We start from the raw sequence: 15,423 nt of genomic DNA, 5'->3' as shown, positions 1-15,423 counted from the left end.
CATGACGTCCTCCCGGATACCCCCTACGGTATCTTTGTCTCGACGAATGGAGCACACCGTGACCACCTCACCCACGCCGAGCGACGCCCCCACCTTCTTCGAGCACCTCCGAGGGCTCTTCGGATCCACGCCCGACGACGGCCGCCTCGGCTCGAAGGTCGATGCAGCACGCGCACTCGATCTGATCGCGGACGGCGCGACGCTGCTCGACGTGCGGGAGAAGGGCGAGTGGAAGTCCGGGCATGCCCCGCATGCGATCCACGTCCCGCTGGGGCAGATCGACCAGGCGCCCAGACGACTGCACTCCGGTCGCCCGGTCGTGGTGGTGTGCGCGAGCGGGGTGCGCTCGCGCACCGCCGCCAAGCACCTGCGCGGGCTCGGCTTCGACGCGGCCAGCCTGTCCGGCGGGATGCCGGCCTGGCAGCGTGCCGGCGGGGAGGTCCGGCGATGAGCACCAACCTCACGTCCGCCCTTCCCTCGGGTGCCCGGTTGAAGATCGTGATCGTCGGAGGTGTCGCGGGGGGCATGAGCGCCGCCGCCCGGGCCCGCCGGCTCAATGAGCACGCCGAGATCGTGGTGCTCGAGCAGGGCGACTACGTCTCGTTCGCGAACTGCGGCCTGCCCTATCACCTGTCCGGGGAGATCCCCCGCCGTGACTCCCTGCTGCTGCACACCCCCGCATCGCTGGCCGCCTCGCTGAACCTCGACGTGCGCACCGGGCACCGGGTCACCGCCATCGACCGCGGCGCGCAGGAGGTGGCCGTCCAGACCGAGGACGGCGGCTACCGCCTGCCGTACGACGCGCTGGTACTCGCGCCCGGCGCGATCCCGGTGCGCCCTCCGATCAGCGGTCTGGACCACCCCGCCGTGCACGCCCTGCGCACCGTGCCCGACGTCGACGCCCTGCGCAGCACCATCGACGGCCTGCTCGGCGACCTCACGTCGCGCTCTCCCGCCCCCCGCGCCGTCGTCGTCGGGGCCGGGTTCATCGGACTCGAAGCGGTCGAGGCACTGACCGCCCGCGGCCTGCAGGTCCACCTCGTCGAGCTCGCCGAGCAGGTCCTGCCGCCCATCGATGCGGAGCTCGCCCCGCTGCTCGCGGCCGAGCTCGCCGCGCACGGCGTCGACCTGCACCTGGGCGTGTCCGCGCAGGCCATCGCTCCCGTCCCGCACGTCGACGCGGTCGAGGAGTCGAGCGAGACGAGCTCCACCGGCGCGGTGAGCGTCACGCTGTCCGACGACACTGTCCTGCCCGCAGACCTCGTCATCGTCAACGTCGGGGTCCGCCCCGCCGGCACCCTGGCGCGGGAGGCGGGCCTGGACCTGGGACCGACCGGCGCGATCCGGGTGGACGGCGACCAGCGCACCTCCGACTGGCGGATCTGGGCCGTCGGCGACGCGGTCGAGGTGACCCACGCCGTCACCGGCACGACCAGCCCCGTGCCGCTGGCGGGCCCGGCCAACAGGCAGGGACGCCGAGCCGCGGACTCGATCTGCGGCCACCGCACCACCCCGCAGGCGCCCGTGCTGGGCACCGCGATCGTGCGGGTCTTCGACCTCACCGCCGCGACCACCGGCGCGAACCAGGCCACCCTGCGCCGCGCGGGCATCGCGCACGAGGTCGTGCACATCCACCCCGGCCACCACGCCGGGTACTACCCCGGCTCCGAGCCGATGCACCTGGTGGCGAGCTTCGCCCCCGACGGCACCCTGCTCGGCGCCCAGGGCGTGGGCCGCGCGGGGGTGGACAAGCGCATCGACGTCCTGGCCACGGCGATCCGCGCCGGCCTGACCGCCGACGACCTCGCCGAGCTCGAGCTCGCCTACGCCCCGCCGTACGGCTCGGCCAAGGACCCGGTGAACATGCTCGGGTTCGTTGCCCAGAACGTCCTGGACGGGACGATGCCGCAGTGGCAGGCCGAAGACCTGGACAAAGTCATGGCCACGACCCTCATTCTCGACGTGCGCTCACGCTCCGAGTACGCCGGAGGCCATCTCGAGGGCGCTCTGAACATCCCGCACCTCGAGCTGCGCGAACGACTCGGCGAGGTGCGCGAGGCTGCGGGCCGGCGCGAGGTCAGCGTGCACTGCGCCAGCGGAGTGCGCTCCTACCTTGCGACGCGCGTGCTGCTCGGCGAGGGCATCGACGCTCGAAACCTCTCCGGCGGATGGCTCACCCTCCAGTCGGTCCACCCGACTCTCTGACCCGAGCCGCGGACGACGTCGGTCAGGTGGAATTGCGAGATCCAGCCACGTGATCACAGTGCGACGGCGATAGCCGCGGCGGCTGCCGAGTGAAAGGATCGACGGGTGAAGGTGCAGGTCGTGTACTTCGACGGGTGTCCGAGCTGGCATGCTGCCGCCGAGCGGATGCGCCACGCGCTAGACGCCACCGGGCACGCCGCCGTCGTGGTCGAACTGGTCGAAGTGAGTTCACCCGAAGACGCCGTGGCATTGCGTTTCGCGGGGTCACCAACGCTTCTGGTCGACGGCAAGGACCTGTTTCCCGGCGCGGCGCCCATCGCGGCCATGGCGTGCCGGCTGTACGCCGGTCCAAGCGGTTTCAGCGACGCACCGACGCTCGACGCGCTCAGCGCAGCCCTTCGCGGTCTGCCCCCACAGGAATAGCCGGATCTGACATGACCACGACCAACAGCCTGGGCGACAGAGCAAAGTCTCACCGCGAATGCGGATGCTGCGGGCGTACGCTACCCGTCGGCCGACTCACCGAACTCGGCTTGACTCCCGGCGTCTACATCTGCGCCGGCTGCGCACGTTGGGCAGCCCGCCGCGCCTCCCGCATGCCGAACGTGCTGTGGAACCCCCGCGCTCTGCTCAAGATGGCTCGGTTCCGCCGGAGTCGCGGACGACCTCGTGACCACATGATGAGGTCGGCAATACCGATCCTGACCAGCAGTGATCTCGACGGCACTGTCGCCTTCTGGGGTCCGGTCGGCTTCAACGTCGTCGAACGCCACACCGGCTATCTCGTCACCACCGCCGACGACGTCGAGATCCACTTCACCCACGGTCCGATCGAACAGCCCCCTCGCGCGGCGGGGACGAGCCCAGCGCTCGCGTTCATCCACGTCCAGGACGCCGCGGCGCTCTGGAAGCGGCTGAAAGCTGCGCACACGACCGGCCTCGGCCCGGTGCAGGACCAGGACCACGGGCTGCGCGAATTCATCCTCACCGACCCGGACGGCAACCAGGTCCGGTTCGGCAGCGCCATCCGCCCCTGAGCAATCCGCGCGTCACGCAGGTCCCGCCAACCCACGGGTGCACTCGCCGCGGCGCCGGATGTCACCGTGCTCATCAACAACGCCGGCGCGAACCCGCCGAGCGGGAGCCTGCTGAACGTGACCGACGCGGACATCCGCGCGAACATGGAGACGAACTTCTTCGCACCCGTGTTCCTCGCGCGCGCCTTCGCTCCGATCCTCGCCGCCGCCCCGGACTCCATCCTCATCGACGTGCACTCGGTCGCGAGCTGGTACGCCTTCGGCGGCACCTACAGCGCATCCAAGGCCGCGCTGTGGCCGGCGACCAACTCGCTGCGCAGCGAGCTCGCGCCCAAGGGCGTCCACGTGACTGGTGTGCACATGGGCTACGTCGACACCCGCATGGCCGCGCACGCCGACGCGAACGCACCCAAGATGGCGCCGGCCGATCTGGTGACAGCGGTCTACGACGCCGTCGAGGCCGGCCAGTTCGAGGTCATCGCCGACGAGCTGACCGCGCAGGTCAAGGCGGCCCTCAGCGGCCCGGTCGAGGCGCTCTACCCTGAGCTGAGCGCCGCGATCGCCAGAGCGGCTACGCCGAAGCGCCGTCGGCCCGCCGAGGTCCCCCTCGCGTGCCGGCGGCGCAATGGATCGGAGTCGATTCGCGGCGGGCCCCGCTGACCGATACCTAGTTCGTCCGCACCTCCGCGCCAGCACGGGCGACGGCGGCCACCGCCTCGGCCGACTCGTTCGCCCGATCCTTGCGGAACTCGCGCACCGAATAGCTGATCGCCAGGCCCCAGACGAGCACGATCGCTGCGTAGTACAGGCCCTGGGTCGCCGCTGAGGCATCGATCCAGTCGCTCTGCAGCAGGCTGCTGGTGTTCGTCAAGACGATCATCCCGCCGACGAGCGAGCCGAGCAGGCGGGGCGGCACGTGGCGAACCAGCCACGCGGCGACGGGGGCGGCAAGAATCCCGCCGGCGAGAATCGCCAGCGCCCAGGACCAGTTGACTCCCTGAGAGCCCAGGCTGAACAGGAAGCCGAAGCTTGCGGCGAGGGCCACGAGGAACTCGCTGGTGTCGATGGATCCGATCACCTTCCGTGGCTCGAGCCGCCCGCTCGCGAGAATCGCGGGCGTCCCGACAGGCCCCCAGCCGCCGCCGCCGGTCGCGTCGATGAAGCCGGCGAACAGCCCGAGCGGAACGAGGAAACGCTTGTACAACGGCTTGCCAAGGTTGCCGCGCGGAAGCCCGAAGGTCGTGAACCGCACGAGGATGTAGAGCCCAAGAACGAGCAGGATGATCGCCATCGCTGGGGCGGCGATCTCGGTCGAGAGGTTGGCGAGCACTGTCGCCCCGACGAAGGCGCCGATCGCGCCCGGGACGCCGATCCGGAGCACGACCTTCCAGTCCACGTTGCCGAACTTCCAGTGCGAGAAGCCGGAGACGAGCGTGGTGCCGATCTCGGCGAAGTGGACCGTTGCGGATGCCGCCGCCGGATTGGTTCCGATGGCCAGCAGCAAGGTGGTGGTGGTCACGCCGTAGGCCATGCCCAGGCTGCCGTCGACCAACTGGGCCACGAATCCCACCACCGCGATCAGGACGAGCGTTCTCATGTCGAAACTCCAAAAGGATGTGTGTGCACCTGCTACCGGTGCGAGCCGGCGAAAACGTCAGGAATGCTGACAGCAGGCCGGACACGATCCCATCGCGACGGCGGGGGCGCAGGAGTCCGCGCGCCGAAGCAGCCGGGTGACGCGGGTGTCGGTCATCAGCTGCTCTCTTCCGTAGGCCGCCGAGAAAGTCGACAGCGCACGTACGCGCGCGTCGACAAGGTCGCGAGACGCCACGCAGCGCATCACGCGGCTCGCGCCACGTCAAAACTGAGAACCTCTGGTCTCGGATGGTGAACGATGTTCGCCCCCTCGTTCGCCCGAGCGGGATTCGATCCCCTCCCATGACGACGACCCCACCCCACCGTCACCCGCGCCTGGCATATGGAGGCTTGCCCGGCGGGGCAGCCCGCACCGGCCGGTCCCTGGGGACCGTGGTCCTCGGGAATCGGCTGCGTGGTGGGGTGCCGGACGCCCCGAGCTCAGTCGGGGCGCCCGGTCGCGTCGCTCGGACTCGATCCCGGTCCAACTCGCGGGCTGCCTCGTCAGCGCCCGGCGGGCTTGACTTCCCAGGTCACGTTGTCGCCGTGCTGCTGGGTCCAGAACGTCCGCCACGAGGGGTCGGACAGGACCGGCGCCTTCGCGCCGAGGATGCCTTCGACGGACGGGTCGCCGTCGGACACGTGGATGCCCGTGATCTCGTTGTCGCCGTCGTTGTAGCCCGGGTTCGTCGTCGCGTCGTAGAGCGCCGACGCGTCCCGCCCTTCGGCCAGCCACCGGGTTACCTGCGGGGCGATCTCACGACTGCCGCTCAGGTCGACGGAGTAGCCCGAGTCAAGCGCGTTGCGCTGGGTGTGCAGCGCGTCGCCCGCGTCCTCGACCACCAGGAGCCGGTCCGGGCCCGCGAATGCCACGTTGTCCATGCCGGTGTGGGCCACGTCGCCGATCCAGACCGGGGAAAGCTTCCCGGTGCTTGCACTCGGTGACTTCTGCGCGATGCGGAAGATCGCCCCGAACGCACCGGGCAGGGTCGAGTTGGCGTTGGTGTCCCCGGTCTCGCTGAAGTAGAACTCCCCGAAGTGGGTGCCGGGACGGAACACGCCGTTCTCCGGACGCTTGACCGGAGTCGCGTCCGCCGCCGCGGCGGAGGCGGTCGCGTCGAACGTGCCGGCGCCCTCGTGCACGCTCACCCACGCCGTCTTGAGGGTCGTGCCGTAGGTGTGCAGCGCGGTGATCACGGGGTCGGACGGGTTGGCTGACAGCTGGCTCGCCGTGACAGCCGTCCCATCCGGGCGAGCGACCTGCAGGGCCTTGAGCGAGCCGCCCTTGGTCAGGTCGGTCTTGTCCGTCGGCGTGAACCGGTAGACGTAGCTGTGCGGAACCTTGCCGTTGGTGCCGGCGACGGTTGCGCCCCCGATGTCCTCGACCAGCCAGACGTTACCGTCGGCGTCGTTCTGCACGCCCTCGAAGCCGCCGGAGCCGAGCGCCGGCAGGCCGACCGCTCGTCCGGTCGACGGGTTGCCGTCGGCGTTCAGGTGAACCGCCCAGGCGCCGCCCTTGGGCGCCGTGGACTCGGCGGTGAGCAGCAGCTGCTGGCTGAAGGGATCCCAGGTGATTCCGTCGAACGTCGGCAGCGCCTTGCCATCGGCATCGGCGTCGGCGACGAGGGAGACGCGCTTCGCCGGGTCCGCTTGGTCGAGGTCGATGCGCGTCACATAGCCCCGGGGGCCCGTCTCGTGCCCCTGGAAGAGGTAGTGATGACCGCCGAGGACGAGGTAGACGTTCTTGTCGGGCTCGGTCTTGAAGCTCTCATGCGGGTCCTGGGTCAGCGGTCCGCCATTGCCGGTGTTGTAGCCGTAGTGCGTCACGCCGTTGAGCGTGTCCGGGTTCGCGATCGGCAGCGATCCCCAGGCCACGGAGGTCTGCGTCAGCCCTGCGCTCAGCACGTTGTTCTGAACGCCGCTGCGCGGGTTGGCGGTGTCGACCTGGTCGGATGGTCCGTTGGTGCTCGCCGTCGCGGTGAGGGGTCCCACGGCCAGTGCAGCAACGGCGGCGACCGCCGCGCTACCGATCAGGCCCGCTTTGTACCGTGAATTCATGCGCTTTGCCTTCCGAGAGCAGAGCCGACCGCCCTGACCTCACGAGACAACGCCCACCGGCGCGCGCGCGGGTTTCCGTTCGGGGTCGAGATAGTGAACTTTGTCCGAACTGTTCGAGGCTGATCAGGCCTGGTCGGCGGCCACTCGGGCGACGTGCAGAGCCAAGTAGGAGACCTCGTCGTCGGTGAGGGTCGAACCGAGGCGCAGCTCGAGGAGGTCCGCCAATCGCAGCGCGCATTCGACCTCGTGCGGGTACGTCTCGCGGATGACGGCGCCGATGGGTGAGAGCTTCTGGTCGAGCTGCTTGTGCTGGTGGATCCGGACGAACAGGTACCGCAGATGCGTGATGAACCGCCCGACGCTCACGCTCCCCGCGTCGAGGTCCAGGCTGAAGGTCTGTTGGATGACGGTGACCATCTGCTGGATCGCGCCGGTCATCGTGTAGGTGTAGGAGAGGTCCCCGGTGGCGAAGCCGGCATTCACCAGGTGCAACGCCAGCCCGACCGCCTCGGCGCCGGGCAGCTGGGTCTCGCTACGGGCGTTGATGGCGGCCAGCAGGGCGGCGGCCTTGGCGTACTCCTCCGCGTAGAGGTTCTGCACCTCGGCGAGGAGCGGGTACTCCAGCTCCATTCCCACCGCGATGCGCCGCAGGGCGAAGCTGACGTGGTCGGCCAGGGCGATGATCAGCGCCGGATTTCGGCCGAGAGTGTCCAACCCGACCTCGGCCAGAGCCGAGCCGACCAGCTGGATGTGCTCCGGGGGGATGCCCGCCAGCAGCTGGGCCAGATGATCGGAGTCGCGCCCGTCGGTGGGCACGAAGGTTCGAACGATCTGAGCCGGATCGACGGCCTGACCCGGCCGGGCCTGGAAACCCAGGCCACGGCCGGTCAGGATGACCTCGCGTCCGGCGTCGTCCAAGGCAAGGACGACGTTGTTGTTGAAGACGCGCGCAACCTTCATGTCAGGCCAGTGTCGCATCGCTCGAGGAAGCGATCACGACCGCTCCCTTCAGGGGGTCACATCAATGATCGGGTCGCCAGGGATGACGTTGCTGCCCGTCTTGGGAGTGACCGACGACAGCGTCTTGCTGTTGATGACGACGACGACGGTGGTCGGATCGTAGCCCGCCTCCCGGATGCCCTCGAGATCCACCGTCGCCAGCAGGTCACCGATCGCGACCCGTTGGCCCTTCTTGACGGCCACCTCGAAGCACTTCCCCTGGAGTCGGACGGTGTCGATGCCGATGTGCACCAGCACCTCGACCCGGTCGTCGGTCTTGATCCCGAACGCATGCCCGCTCGCCGGAACGGTGACCAGCAGGCCGGCCACGGGCGAGACCACCCGACCGTCGGTCGGCTGGATGCCAACCCCCTCGCCGAGTGCCCGCGACGCGAACACCTTGTCCTCCACCTCGTCCAGGGACACCACGTGACCCGCGACCGGAGCAGCGATCACCGCGGTGGGCGTGCTGGCGGCGGTCGGAACATCCTTGGGCATGCCCGCCTGGGCGACCTCGAGGGCAAGGTCGGACTCGGCCTGCTTGCGGTTCGCGAGGGACTCCGCCTTCTGCTCCGGCGTGCGGTAGTCGGAGATGATGACCAGGACCATGGCGGTCACGAACGCCGCCGCGATGGAGATCGCGTACAGGGGCATCGGGGAGAAGACGGGGATGGTCAGCAGGGACGTGAAGGCGAACGCCGAGGTCTTGACCCCGCCGAAGATGCCCGTGATCAGGCCACCGACCAGGCAGCCCACCAGCATGCGCGGGTAGATCCGCTTGAAGCGCAGGTGGATTCCGTACAGGGAGGGCTCGGAGATGCCGCCCAGCAAGCCGGCGAGCAGCGCGCCGGTGGCGGTGCCGCGCATCTCGGTTTCCTTGTCACGCATGGAGATGAACAGGACCCCGGCGGTCGCACCGAAGCACGCGAAGTTCCATGCACCCATCGGGCCCTGGATGAAGTCGTAGCCGAGGGTCTGGATGTTGATGAGCATGAGCGCGTTCAGCGGCCAGTGCAGGCCCAGCGGAACCAGGAACGGGTAGATCAGCGGGATGATGATGGCGAACAGGATGGGGGCGTGGCCATTCATCCACGCCATCCCCGTACCCAGCCCGTTGCCCAGCCAGATGCCCATCGGGCCGATCAGGAAGGCGGTCGCCGGAATCATGATGGTCATGGAGAAGAACGGCACGAAGACCATCTGGATGTTCTCGGGGAAGATCTTCTTCAGGCCCTTGTAGACCAGCGCAAGTACCGCGACCATGATCAGCGGGACGAACACCTGGCCGCCGTAGCCGTTGAGCTGCATCGGCAGGCCGAAGATGTGGGCCACGCAGGACTGCGTGCCAAGGACCGGGTTCGTCGTGCAGACCGTGTCCGCGAACCGCTTGGTGTCGGAGAGGCTGACGAACTCCGGGGTCATCATGGCACCCATCACGGTTGCCCCGACCCACGGGTCGATGTTCAGCTTCTTGGCGGCGTTGTAGGCCACCATGATCGGCAGGAAGTAGAACACCGAGCGCCACATGGCGTCGACGAAGATCCAGGTCGCCGACTTGTCCGTGGCGCGGAAGTCGACGATGTGGAGCGCGTCGAGGACCGCGGTGAAGGCGATGATCAGCGAGGCGCCCAGCAGCACTCCCAGCAGCGGCCGGAACGAGTCCGACAGGTACTCGAAGAAGCCGTCGACCCAGGCCACCTTGCCGCGGGCCTTTCCGCGGGCGCCCGCCTTGACGTCGGCATCACTGAGTGCGCTCTTGCCGATGCTGGCCATCTCGGGCAGGTTCATGATCTGGTTGAACGTGTTCTGGACCGCGCCGCCGATGACGACCTGGAAACGGTCGCCCGACTGCGGAACCGCGCCCATGACGCCGGGGATCGCCTCGACGGCCTTCTGGTCGACCAGACCGGAATCATTCAGTTCGAAACGAAGCCGCGTCGCGCAGTGCGTGAGGCTCACGATGTTGCCCGGACCGCCGATCTCGGCGACGATCCCCTCAGCCGTACTTCGTTGAGTGGTAGACGACATTGTCGATCCTTCCCGTTTGCACCCACATCACGCAGAACACAAAAAAAAGACCTGAGATGCACCTAGGTGCGTCTCAGGTCTTGCCCCAACGTGGGTAACAATCCTTGTGAGCGTTCGCTCGAGACGAATGGTACCACGATCGGAACGGTCACCCGTCACTGTGCGCTGCCGCTCCTGGCGGCGGCCGGGAGGGGCCGGGGACATCTGGCCCCTGCTCCGGGACCCGGCATCGATGCCGACTCGTTGTGTCCAAGGCAGACGGTGACGCGGTTGCGCCCGTCCGCCTTGGCGACATAGAGGGCACCGTCGGCCGCCGCGATCAGCTCATCGCTCGTCCGCCCTTGGCGCGGAAATGTCGCCACGCCGAACGAGGCAGTGATCGAGATCTGGGTCGCGCCGAAGCCCACAACGGTGTCCTCCATCGCACCGCGCAACAGTTCGGCGCGCTCAACAGCGGCCCCCTCCCCCATGCCAGGCAGGACGAGCAGAAACTCCTCACCGCCGTAGCGGCGACTTGCGATGCGCCTGGGCGTCCGCCCAGCGCGGTCGGCCCCTACCGCAGGTGCAGTACTGACGTCGCTGCGCGAGGCGGACGACCACGCGGCGGTGCTCACGAAGACGGTGCGAGCTGTTGCTCCGTCAGACGTGCCGATCGACGGACGAGCGCGAGTGCTGCCGCCGCCAGCACGAGCATGACCGGCACGACTCCGAGCGCGGTCTTCAGAGACGTCGCGTCGGCCAGCGCACCGACGGTGAAGGGCGCGAGCAGGATCGCGAGCGAGATCACGGCCACGGCTCGGCCGCTGGCCAGCGCTGCCGTCTCGGGTGCAAGCGCGACAGTCACGGCCATCCCCATCGGGAACAGGTTGCCGAGCCCGATCCCGAGCAGCAGCAGGCCCAACAGCGCCGGCGCGAGCGTGGTCGACGGCCACAGGACCCCGAACCCCACGGCGGTCACCACGAGCGCGACCGCGAGCAGCCGCGCCGGATCGTGCCGCCGCGCCAGCCGGCCGCCCAGCGTGCGCCCCACCAGCACTCCGCCGAAGTATCCGGCCATCAGCGCGATCGACGTGTCGGTCGACACCTCGACCATGTCCGCGACGAAGGTCGCACCCCACGCGGTGATGCACCACTCCGCCGCCGTCGTGCAGAACAACATCGCGGCCACAATCCAGAACACACCGGGGAAGGCGACCATGCGCCAGCGCGGACGGCGGCGGCGCGACGATCGCCAGCTGCCGGTTGTTCCACCAGATGAGCACAGGGGCCGCGAGCGAGACCAGCAGCGCGGCCCGCCAGCCCAGGCGCAGGGCCGCGGTCAGCGGAGAAATTCAGGACATCGTTCCGCTGCTGCCTACAGATCCCTGTTCGGCAGGCTTCCCAGGAGGAACCAGCCCGCCTCGGCGTCGTACCACTGGCCGCACGGCGCCTGGCCGCACGACGTCGGCTGTGTGAAGGTCGGCGCGAATCGCGCGTGAACGTCGGCGAGGTAGCTCTCCGCGTGTGCGGTCTGGCCCATCAGCGCCGCAGCGCGCGTGATCGAGACCCAGGGGTAGGAGTCCGGGATCACCCCGGCGTACCACGACGGGAACGACGCCGAGAACTGGCCCCACCCCGACACCGCCTTCGGGTCGCTCGGCGCGACCACCCCGAAGATGATCGGCCACAGCTGGGCGACCCCGGGTGCGTAGAACACGCTCGTGCTGTTCGGGCTCCCGACGCTCGCGTCCCAGTTGTCGTTCGTCGGGTTCCAGAGCTTCGCGACGATCGCCGCCCGGGTCGACTCGGCCCACGAGTCGTAGTACGTCGCCTGCGCGCTACGGCCGAGCAGGGTCTCCAGCGCGGCGAAGTCGGCGAGCCCGGAGTACACCTCGGAGTTGTCCATCGTGTACGCGACCGCGTAGGTCGGCTTGGCGATCGTCAGGCCGGCCTCCGGGCCGGACTCGATCCGCACCCCCGTCGGCGCGCCGTAGGTCGTGAGGTTGGCGATGGCCTCGTACGTCCCGATGTTGGCCTGGACGAAGCTCTGCAGCTGCGGGTCCCCGCTCGCGTAGGCCCGGAAGGCGACGTTGAGCGTCGTCGAGGCGTAGCTGTCCACCGAGTCGAAGTCATTGGTCGGCGTCTCGGCGCCCGTGATCGGGTCGTAGACGTAGTCGAAGACGCTCTGGGCAGGCACGTTCGTGGCCGCCGCGTTGCGGTGACCGAGATACCAGCCCATCCACGAAAGGACCCCCGCACGAGCCGGGGCGGTGTCGGCGGCGAGCAGGCCGAGCGCGGCGATGTTGGCGAAGTAGGGCGTGATCTTGGTGCCCGTACTGAGGATCGCGCCGCTGGCGAGCTGCTTGGAGAGGATGAAGTCGACCTGTTCGGTGATCCAGCTGGCCTGCACTGCGGCCGGGTCGGGGGTCACGGGCGGTGCTCCGTTCGCAGAGGTGGGCACAAGAACCGATCCCGTGAGGGCCGCGAGCGTTAATGCCGTGCGGACCCAGGGCGGGCGCCGACCTGTGCTGGTTGCCAGGGTAGATGCTCCGTGCGGAACGAGGATCCGCGGCCGACGACGCCGGTTGCGGGCGCTCGACGAACGCATGGCGGTCACGCGCAGCGCCCGTCGGAGCGCGCGCGAACGGGTGCGCCCGGGATCCGGCAAGACTCGAGACTCGCGGTCGTCGCGAGGAGGAACCAGCCCGCCTCGGCGTCGTACCACTGGCCGCAGACGGCCGCACCGCACGTTGTCGGCAGGGCGAAGCCGGGGGCGTACCGCGTGTGGACGCCCTCGAGGAACGCGGCGGCCTGAGCGGGCTCACCCATGAGCTGGGCGGCGCGGGCGACGGCGACCCACGGGTAGGAGTCGGGCAGCGCCCCGTCGAACCACCGGGGGAACGAGGCGACGAACTGCGCCCAGCCAGCCCGCGCGCGGGGGTCGTTCGGCGTGACGACGCCGAAGATGATCGGCCAGAGCTGCGCCGTGCCCTGGGCGTAGAAGACGTCGGTGCTGCTCGGGTTCGCGTACGCCCAGTCCCAGTTGTCGTTGGCGACGTTCCAGAGCTCTGCACCCATGGCGCTCTTCGTCGCGGCCGCCCGCGACGCGTACAGCGCGGCCTCGGGGTGCCGGCCGAGGCTCGTCTCGAGCTTCGCGAGGTCGACGAGGCCGGCGTAGACCTCGGTGTTGTCCATCGTGAAGGCGATCGGGTAGCTGGGCTTGGCGATGGTCAGCCCGGCGTCGGGACCGGTCTCGACGAGCACACCGGTGGGCGCCGGGGTGATGACGAGGTCGGCGATGGCTTCGTAGACGCCGATGTTCCTGCGGACGAAGGAGCGCAGGGCAGGGTCCGTGCTCGAGTGCGCCGCGTACGCGACGTTGAGGGCCGTCGAGGCGTAGCTGTCGACGGAGTCGAAGTCGCCCGTGGGCGTCTCGGTCCGCGCGACTGGGTCGTAGATGTAGTCGAACACGCTGTTCGCGGGCACGTTGAGACCCGCCGCGTTGAGGTGAGCGAGGTTCCAGGTCATCCAGCGGAGCGTCCCGGCACGGGCCGCCGGCGTGTCTGCGGCGAGGAGACCCAGTGCCGCGATGTTCGCGAAGTACGGCGAGATCCGGGTGCCTGTGCTGAGGATCGCACCGCTGTCGAGCTGTTTGGACAGGATGAAGCCGATCTGCTCGTCGACGGCACTGGGCCCAGCGCGATGTTCGGCCGGGCCGGCGGTCGCCGCGGCGGTCGGCAGCAGGAGGGTCCCGGCCAGGGTGGCAACCGCGACCGCGGCACCGGCCCAACGGGGGAATCGAGACGAGATAGGCATGGGTGCGCGCTCCTCATTGAGTCACTTCGGGGTCGGACGAATCGACGCGGGTGGCCGCGCCGTGCACGTTGAGCGGGAGGTCGCGGCGGGTGGGCCCGTGGCCTACAGGTAGGTGACGCGGTCGCGGTACGCGGCGATCCAGCCGGCGTTCCAGGCCGCCGAGTCGTCGAGGTTCGCGCTCGCGAACACGGGTGGGGTCGCGCCGCGCTCGGCGAGGCGGGCGCCGACCTCGACCATGAGCCCGTGCAGCATCGCCGCACCCACGGCGGACGACGTCGGTCCGACCGGAGGCAGGTCGCTGCGCAGGACGACGGCCGCGTCGCCGACGACGCCGGGCAGGTCGAGGACGACGTCGGCCACCTCGAACAACCGGGGCCCGCCGCGGCCCTCGACGGCGGACGAGTAGGTCACGTTGGTCAGGGCGATCACCGTCGCGCCACGCTGCTGGGCGAGCGTGCACATCTCGACGGTGACCGGGTTGCGGCCCGAGACGGACACGATCAGCAGCAGGTCGCCGGCCCCGAGCGGGACGTCGACGAGGATGTCGGCGGCCGCCCCAGAGGTCTGCTCGAGGGTGCTGGTCGCGGTGACCGGCTCGACGTTGAGCATCAGGCTCGCCGGCAGGATCGGCCAGATCGGGACCAGTCCCCCGGCCCGGTAGAACTGGTCCTGCACGAGCAGTCCGGCGTGGCTCGCGCCGAACGCGTACAGGACGCGCCCGGCCACGATCCGCCCGACGATCAGCTCCGCGGCCACGGCCACGTCGGCCGCCACGCTCTCGGATCCGGCGGACGCGAGCTGGGCCTGCACGACGGCGAGATAGCGCGCGTAGGCGCATCCTCTCACTGCCCGGTCTCCCGGTAGTGCGCCCGGGTCGCGGCGTAGGTCTCCCCGCCGCCGGGGAGGTTGTAGCTGGTGTAGATCGACGGCACGACCCCGACCGCGACGCACTTCTCGATGATCCCCGCCGTCACCGCCCACATCAGCGCGGCACCGGCGAGCCCGGACCAGGCGGCCACCGGCAGGTCAAGACCGCCGATGGCGAGCGCCGCGTCGCCGTAGGGCACACAGTTGTCGAGCACGACGTCGGCGACCTCGAACAGGCGCCGCCCCGACGAGTGGCTGCTGGCGAGCTCACCGGAGAAGGCCGAGCCCGTCACGGCCACGACGTGGACCCCGCGGGCTCGGGCCGTGATCGCCAGCTCGACGACGAGCAGGTTCGTCCCGGACACCGAGCTCAGGACGAGGAGGTCGCCGGGCAGGATCGTGCCCTGCTCGAAGAGCCACTCGACGAGAAGCTGCGCCGAGCGCTCCCCCGTCGCGTCGAGCCGGCCGCGCTCCGCGGCGATCCACTCGTTCCCGGCGTCGACGCTCGCCCCGAACCCGAGCGCGGTGTACGCCGCGAGGCCCCCGGTGCGCGCGATGAACTCGTGGCTGATCAGGTGCCCGGTGTCGAAGATGTGGATCGGTCGACTGTCGATGATCGCGGCGGCGCCGAGCGCGGCGACCGCGTCGATGGCGCCGCGCTGAGTCCGCTCGAGGTCGGCGAGCCGCTCGCTCGCGTCGGCGAAGTAGTCCGCGATGGCGCTCACGCGGACACCGCGCGCGACCGGACCTGGGCCTGGCGGGCGGCGGCGACGAACCGCCGGGTGATGAGCTCCGGGAC

General features: G+C 69.7%; 15 protein-coding genes. 5 read left to right on the top strand and 10 right to left on the bottom strand.

Features of this window, described 5'->3' with window-relative positions; all coding sequences use genetic code 11:
• Positions 1 to 58: 58 nt before the first annotated feature.
• The 5 genes from VIM26_RS09860 to VIM26_RS09840 all read left to right on the top strand — a co-directional run bounded on the left by VIM26_RS09860 (position 59) and on the right by VIM26_RS09840 (position 3,902).
• Positions 59 to 451 carry a rhodanese-like domain-containing protein gene (locus VIM26_RS09860; RefSeq protein ID WP_331950632.1) on the top strand — a complete coding sequence of 131 codons (393 nt, stop codon included), beginning with the start codon at positions 59 to 61 and terminating at the stop codon, positions 449 to 451.
• Positions 448 to 2,205, top strand: coding sequence for an FAD-dependent oxidoreductase (locus tag VIM26_RS09855; protein ID WP_331950630.1), 1,758 nt, complete (start codon positions 448 to 450; stop codon positions 2,203 to 2,205). Before VIM26_RS09860 ends, VIM26_RS09855 begins: the two co-directional genes overlap by 4 nt.
• A gap of 105 nt (positions 2,206 to 2,310) precedes the next feature.
• Positions 2,311 to 2,628, top strand: a complete 318-nt coding sequence (locus tag VIM26_RS09850; RefSeq protein WP_331950628.1) for a DF family (seleno)protein — start codon at positions 2,311 to 2,313, stop codon at positions 2,626 to 2,628.
• 254 nt (positions 2,629 to 2,882) lie between these two features.
• Positions 2,883 to 3,242, top strand: coding sequence for a VOC family protein (locus tag VIM26_RS09845; RefSeq protein ID WP_331950626.1), 360 nt, complete (start codon positions 2,883 to 2,885; stop codon positions 3,240 to 3,242).
• Between the two features lie 3 nt (positions 3,243 to 3,245).
• A complete protein-coding gene (locus VIM26_RS09840; protein ID WP_414696469.1) occupies positions 3,246 to 3,902 on the top strand; it encodes an SDR family NAD(P)-dependent oxidoreductase in 657 nt (218 codons plus the stop codon).
• Positions 3,903 to 3,909: 7 nt separating this feature from the next.
• On the opposite strand, the gene VIM26_RS09835 is transcribed toward VIM26_RS09840, so the two are convergent.
• From VIM26_RS09835 to VIM26_RS09790, 10 genes are all read right to left on the bottom strand, one after another.
• A complete protein-coding gene (locus tag VIM26_RS09835) occupies positions 3,910 to 4,839 on the bottom strand; it encodes a sulfite exporter TauE/SafE family protein (protein ID WP_331950622.1) in 930 nt (309 codons plus the stop codon).
• 542 nt (positions 4,840 to 5,381) lie between these two features.
• Entirely contained in the window at positions 5,382 to 6,935 is a 1,554-nt protein-coding gene (locus VIM26_RS09830; RefSeq protein ID WP_331950620.1) for an alkaline phosphatase PhoX, read from the bottom strand.
• A gap of 123 nt (positions 6,936 to 7,058) precedes the next feature.
• Positions 7,059 to 7,895, bottom strand: a complete 837-nt coding sequence (locus tag VIM26_RS09825) for a PRD domain-containing protein (RefSeq protein ID WP_331950618.1) — start codon at positions 7,893 to 7,895, stop codon at positions 7,059 to 7,061.
• A 48-nt stretch (positions 7,896 to 7,943) separates the two neighbouring features.
• Complete coding sequence (locus VIM26_RS09820) at positions 7,944 to 9,962, bottom strand: glucose PTS transporter subunit IIA (protein ID WP_331950616.1); 2,019 nt, start codon at positions 9,960 to 9,962, stop codon at positions 7,944 to 7,946.
• 155 nt (positions 9,963 to 10,117) lie between these two features.
• A complete protein-coding gene (locus VIM26_RS09815) occupies positions 10,118 to 10,576 on the bottom strand; it encodes a GGDEF domain-containing protein (protein WP_331950614.1) in 459 nt (152 codons plus the stop codon).
• A complete protein-coding gene (locus tag VIM26_RS09810; protein ID WP_331950612.1) occupies positions 10,573 to 11,160 on the bottom strand; it encodes an MFS transporter in 588 nt (195 codons plus the stop codon). Before VIM26_RS09810 ends, VIM26_RS09815 begins: the two co-directional genes overlap by 4 nt.
• A gap of 156 nt (positions 11,161 to 11,316) precedes the next feature.
• A complete protein-coding gene (locus VIM26_RS09805; RefSeq protein ID WP_331950610.1) occupies positions 11,317 to 12,372 on the bottom strand; it encodes a hypothetical protein in 1,056 nt (351 codons plus the stop codon).
• A 182-nt stretch (positions 12,373 to 12,554) separates the two neighbouring features.
• Positions 12,555 to 13,757, bottom strand: a complete 1,203-nt coding sequence (locus VIM26_RS09800; RefSeq protein ID WP_331950608.1) for a hypothetical protein — start codon at positions 13,755 to 13,757, stop codon at positions 12,555 to 12,557.
• Between the two features lie 102 nt (positions 13,758 to 13,859).
• Entirely contained in the window at positions 13,860 to 14,603 is a 744-nt protein-coding gene (locus VIM26_RS09795) for a sugar isomerase domain-containing protein (RefSeq protein WP_331950606.1), read from the bottom strand.
• Complete coding sequence (locus VIM26_RS09790) at positions 14,600 to 15,349, bottom strand: sugar isomerase domain-containing protein (RefSeq protein ID WP_331950604.1); 750 nt, start codon at positions 15,347 to 15,349, stop codon at positions 14,600 to 14,602. The genes VIM26_RS09795 and VIM26_RS09790 overlap by 4 nt, the downstream gene beginning before the upstream one ends.
• Positions 15,350 to 15,423: the final 74 nt, after the last annotated feature.

This window comes from Pengzhenrongella sp., assembly GCF_036565025.1.
In the GTDB taxonomy this organism is placed as follows: domain Bacteria; phylum Actinomycetota; class Actinomycetes; order Actinomycetales; family Cellulomonadaceae; genus Pengzhenrongella.
Note: the sequence above shows the minus strand (reverse complement) of the source record. Positions and strands in the feature narration are given on the sequence as shown.

What these genes read in the sequence shown, in the direction of transcription:
- VIM26_RS09825 (WP_331950618.1), bottom strand. Translation starts at nt 7,895, where the DNA reads ATGAAGGTTGCGCGCGTCTTCAACAACAACGTCGTCCTTGCCTTGGAC.
- VIM26_RS09810 (WP_331950612.1), bottom strand. Translation starts at nt 11,160, where the DNA reads ATGGTCGCCTTCCCCGGTGTGTTCTGGATTGTGGCCGCGATGTTGTTC.
- VIM26_RS09820 (WP_331950616.1), bottom strand. Translation starts at nt 9,962, where the DNA reads ATGTCGTCTACCACTCAACGAAGTACGGCTGAGGGGATCGTCGCCGAG.
- VIM26_RS09855 (WP_331950630.1), top strand. Translation starts at nt 448, where the DNA reads ATGAGCACCAACCTCACGTCCGCCCTTCCCTCGGGTGCCCGGTTGAAG.
- VIM26_RS09835 (WP_331950622.1), bottom strand. Translation starts at nt 4,839, where the DNA reads ATGAGAACGCTCGTCCTGATCGCGGTGGTGGGATTCGTGGCCCAGTTG.
- VIM26_RS09830 (WP_331950620.1), bottom strand. Translation starts at nt 6,935, where the DNA reads ATGAATTCACGGTACAAAGCGGGCCTGATCGGTAGCGCGGCGGTCGCC.
- VIM26_RS09845 (WP_331950626.1), top strand. Translation starts at nt 2,883, where the DNA reads ATGATGAGGTCGGCAATACCGATCCTGACCAGCAGTGATCTCGACGGC.
- VIM26_RS09800 (WP_331950608.1), bottom strand. Translation starts at nt 13,757, where the DNA reads ATGCCTATCTCGTCTCGATTCCCCCGTTGGGCCGGTGCCGCGGTCGCG.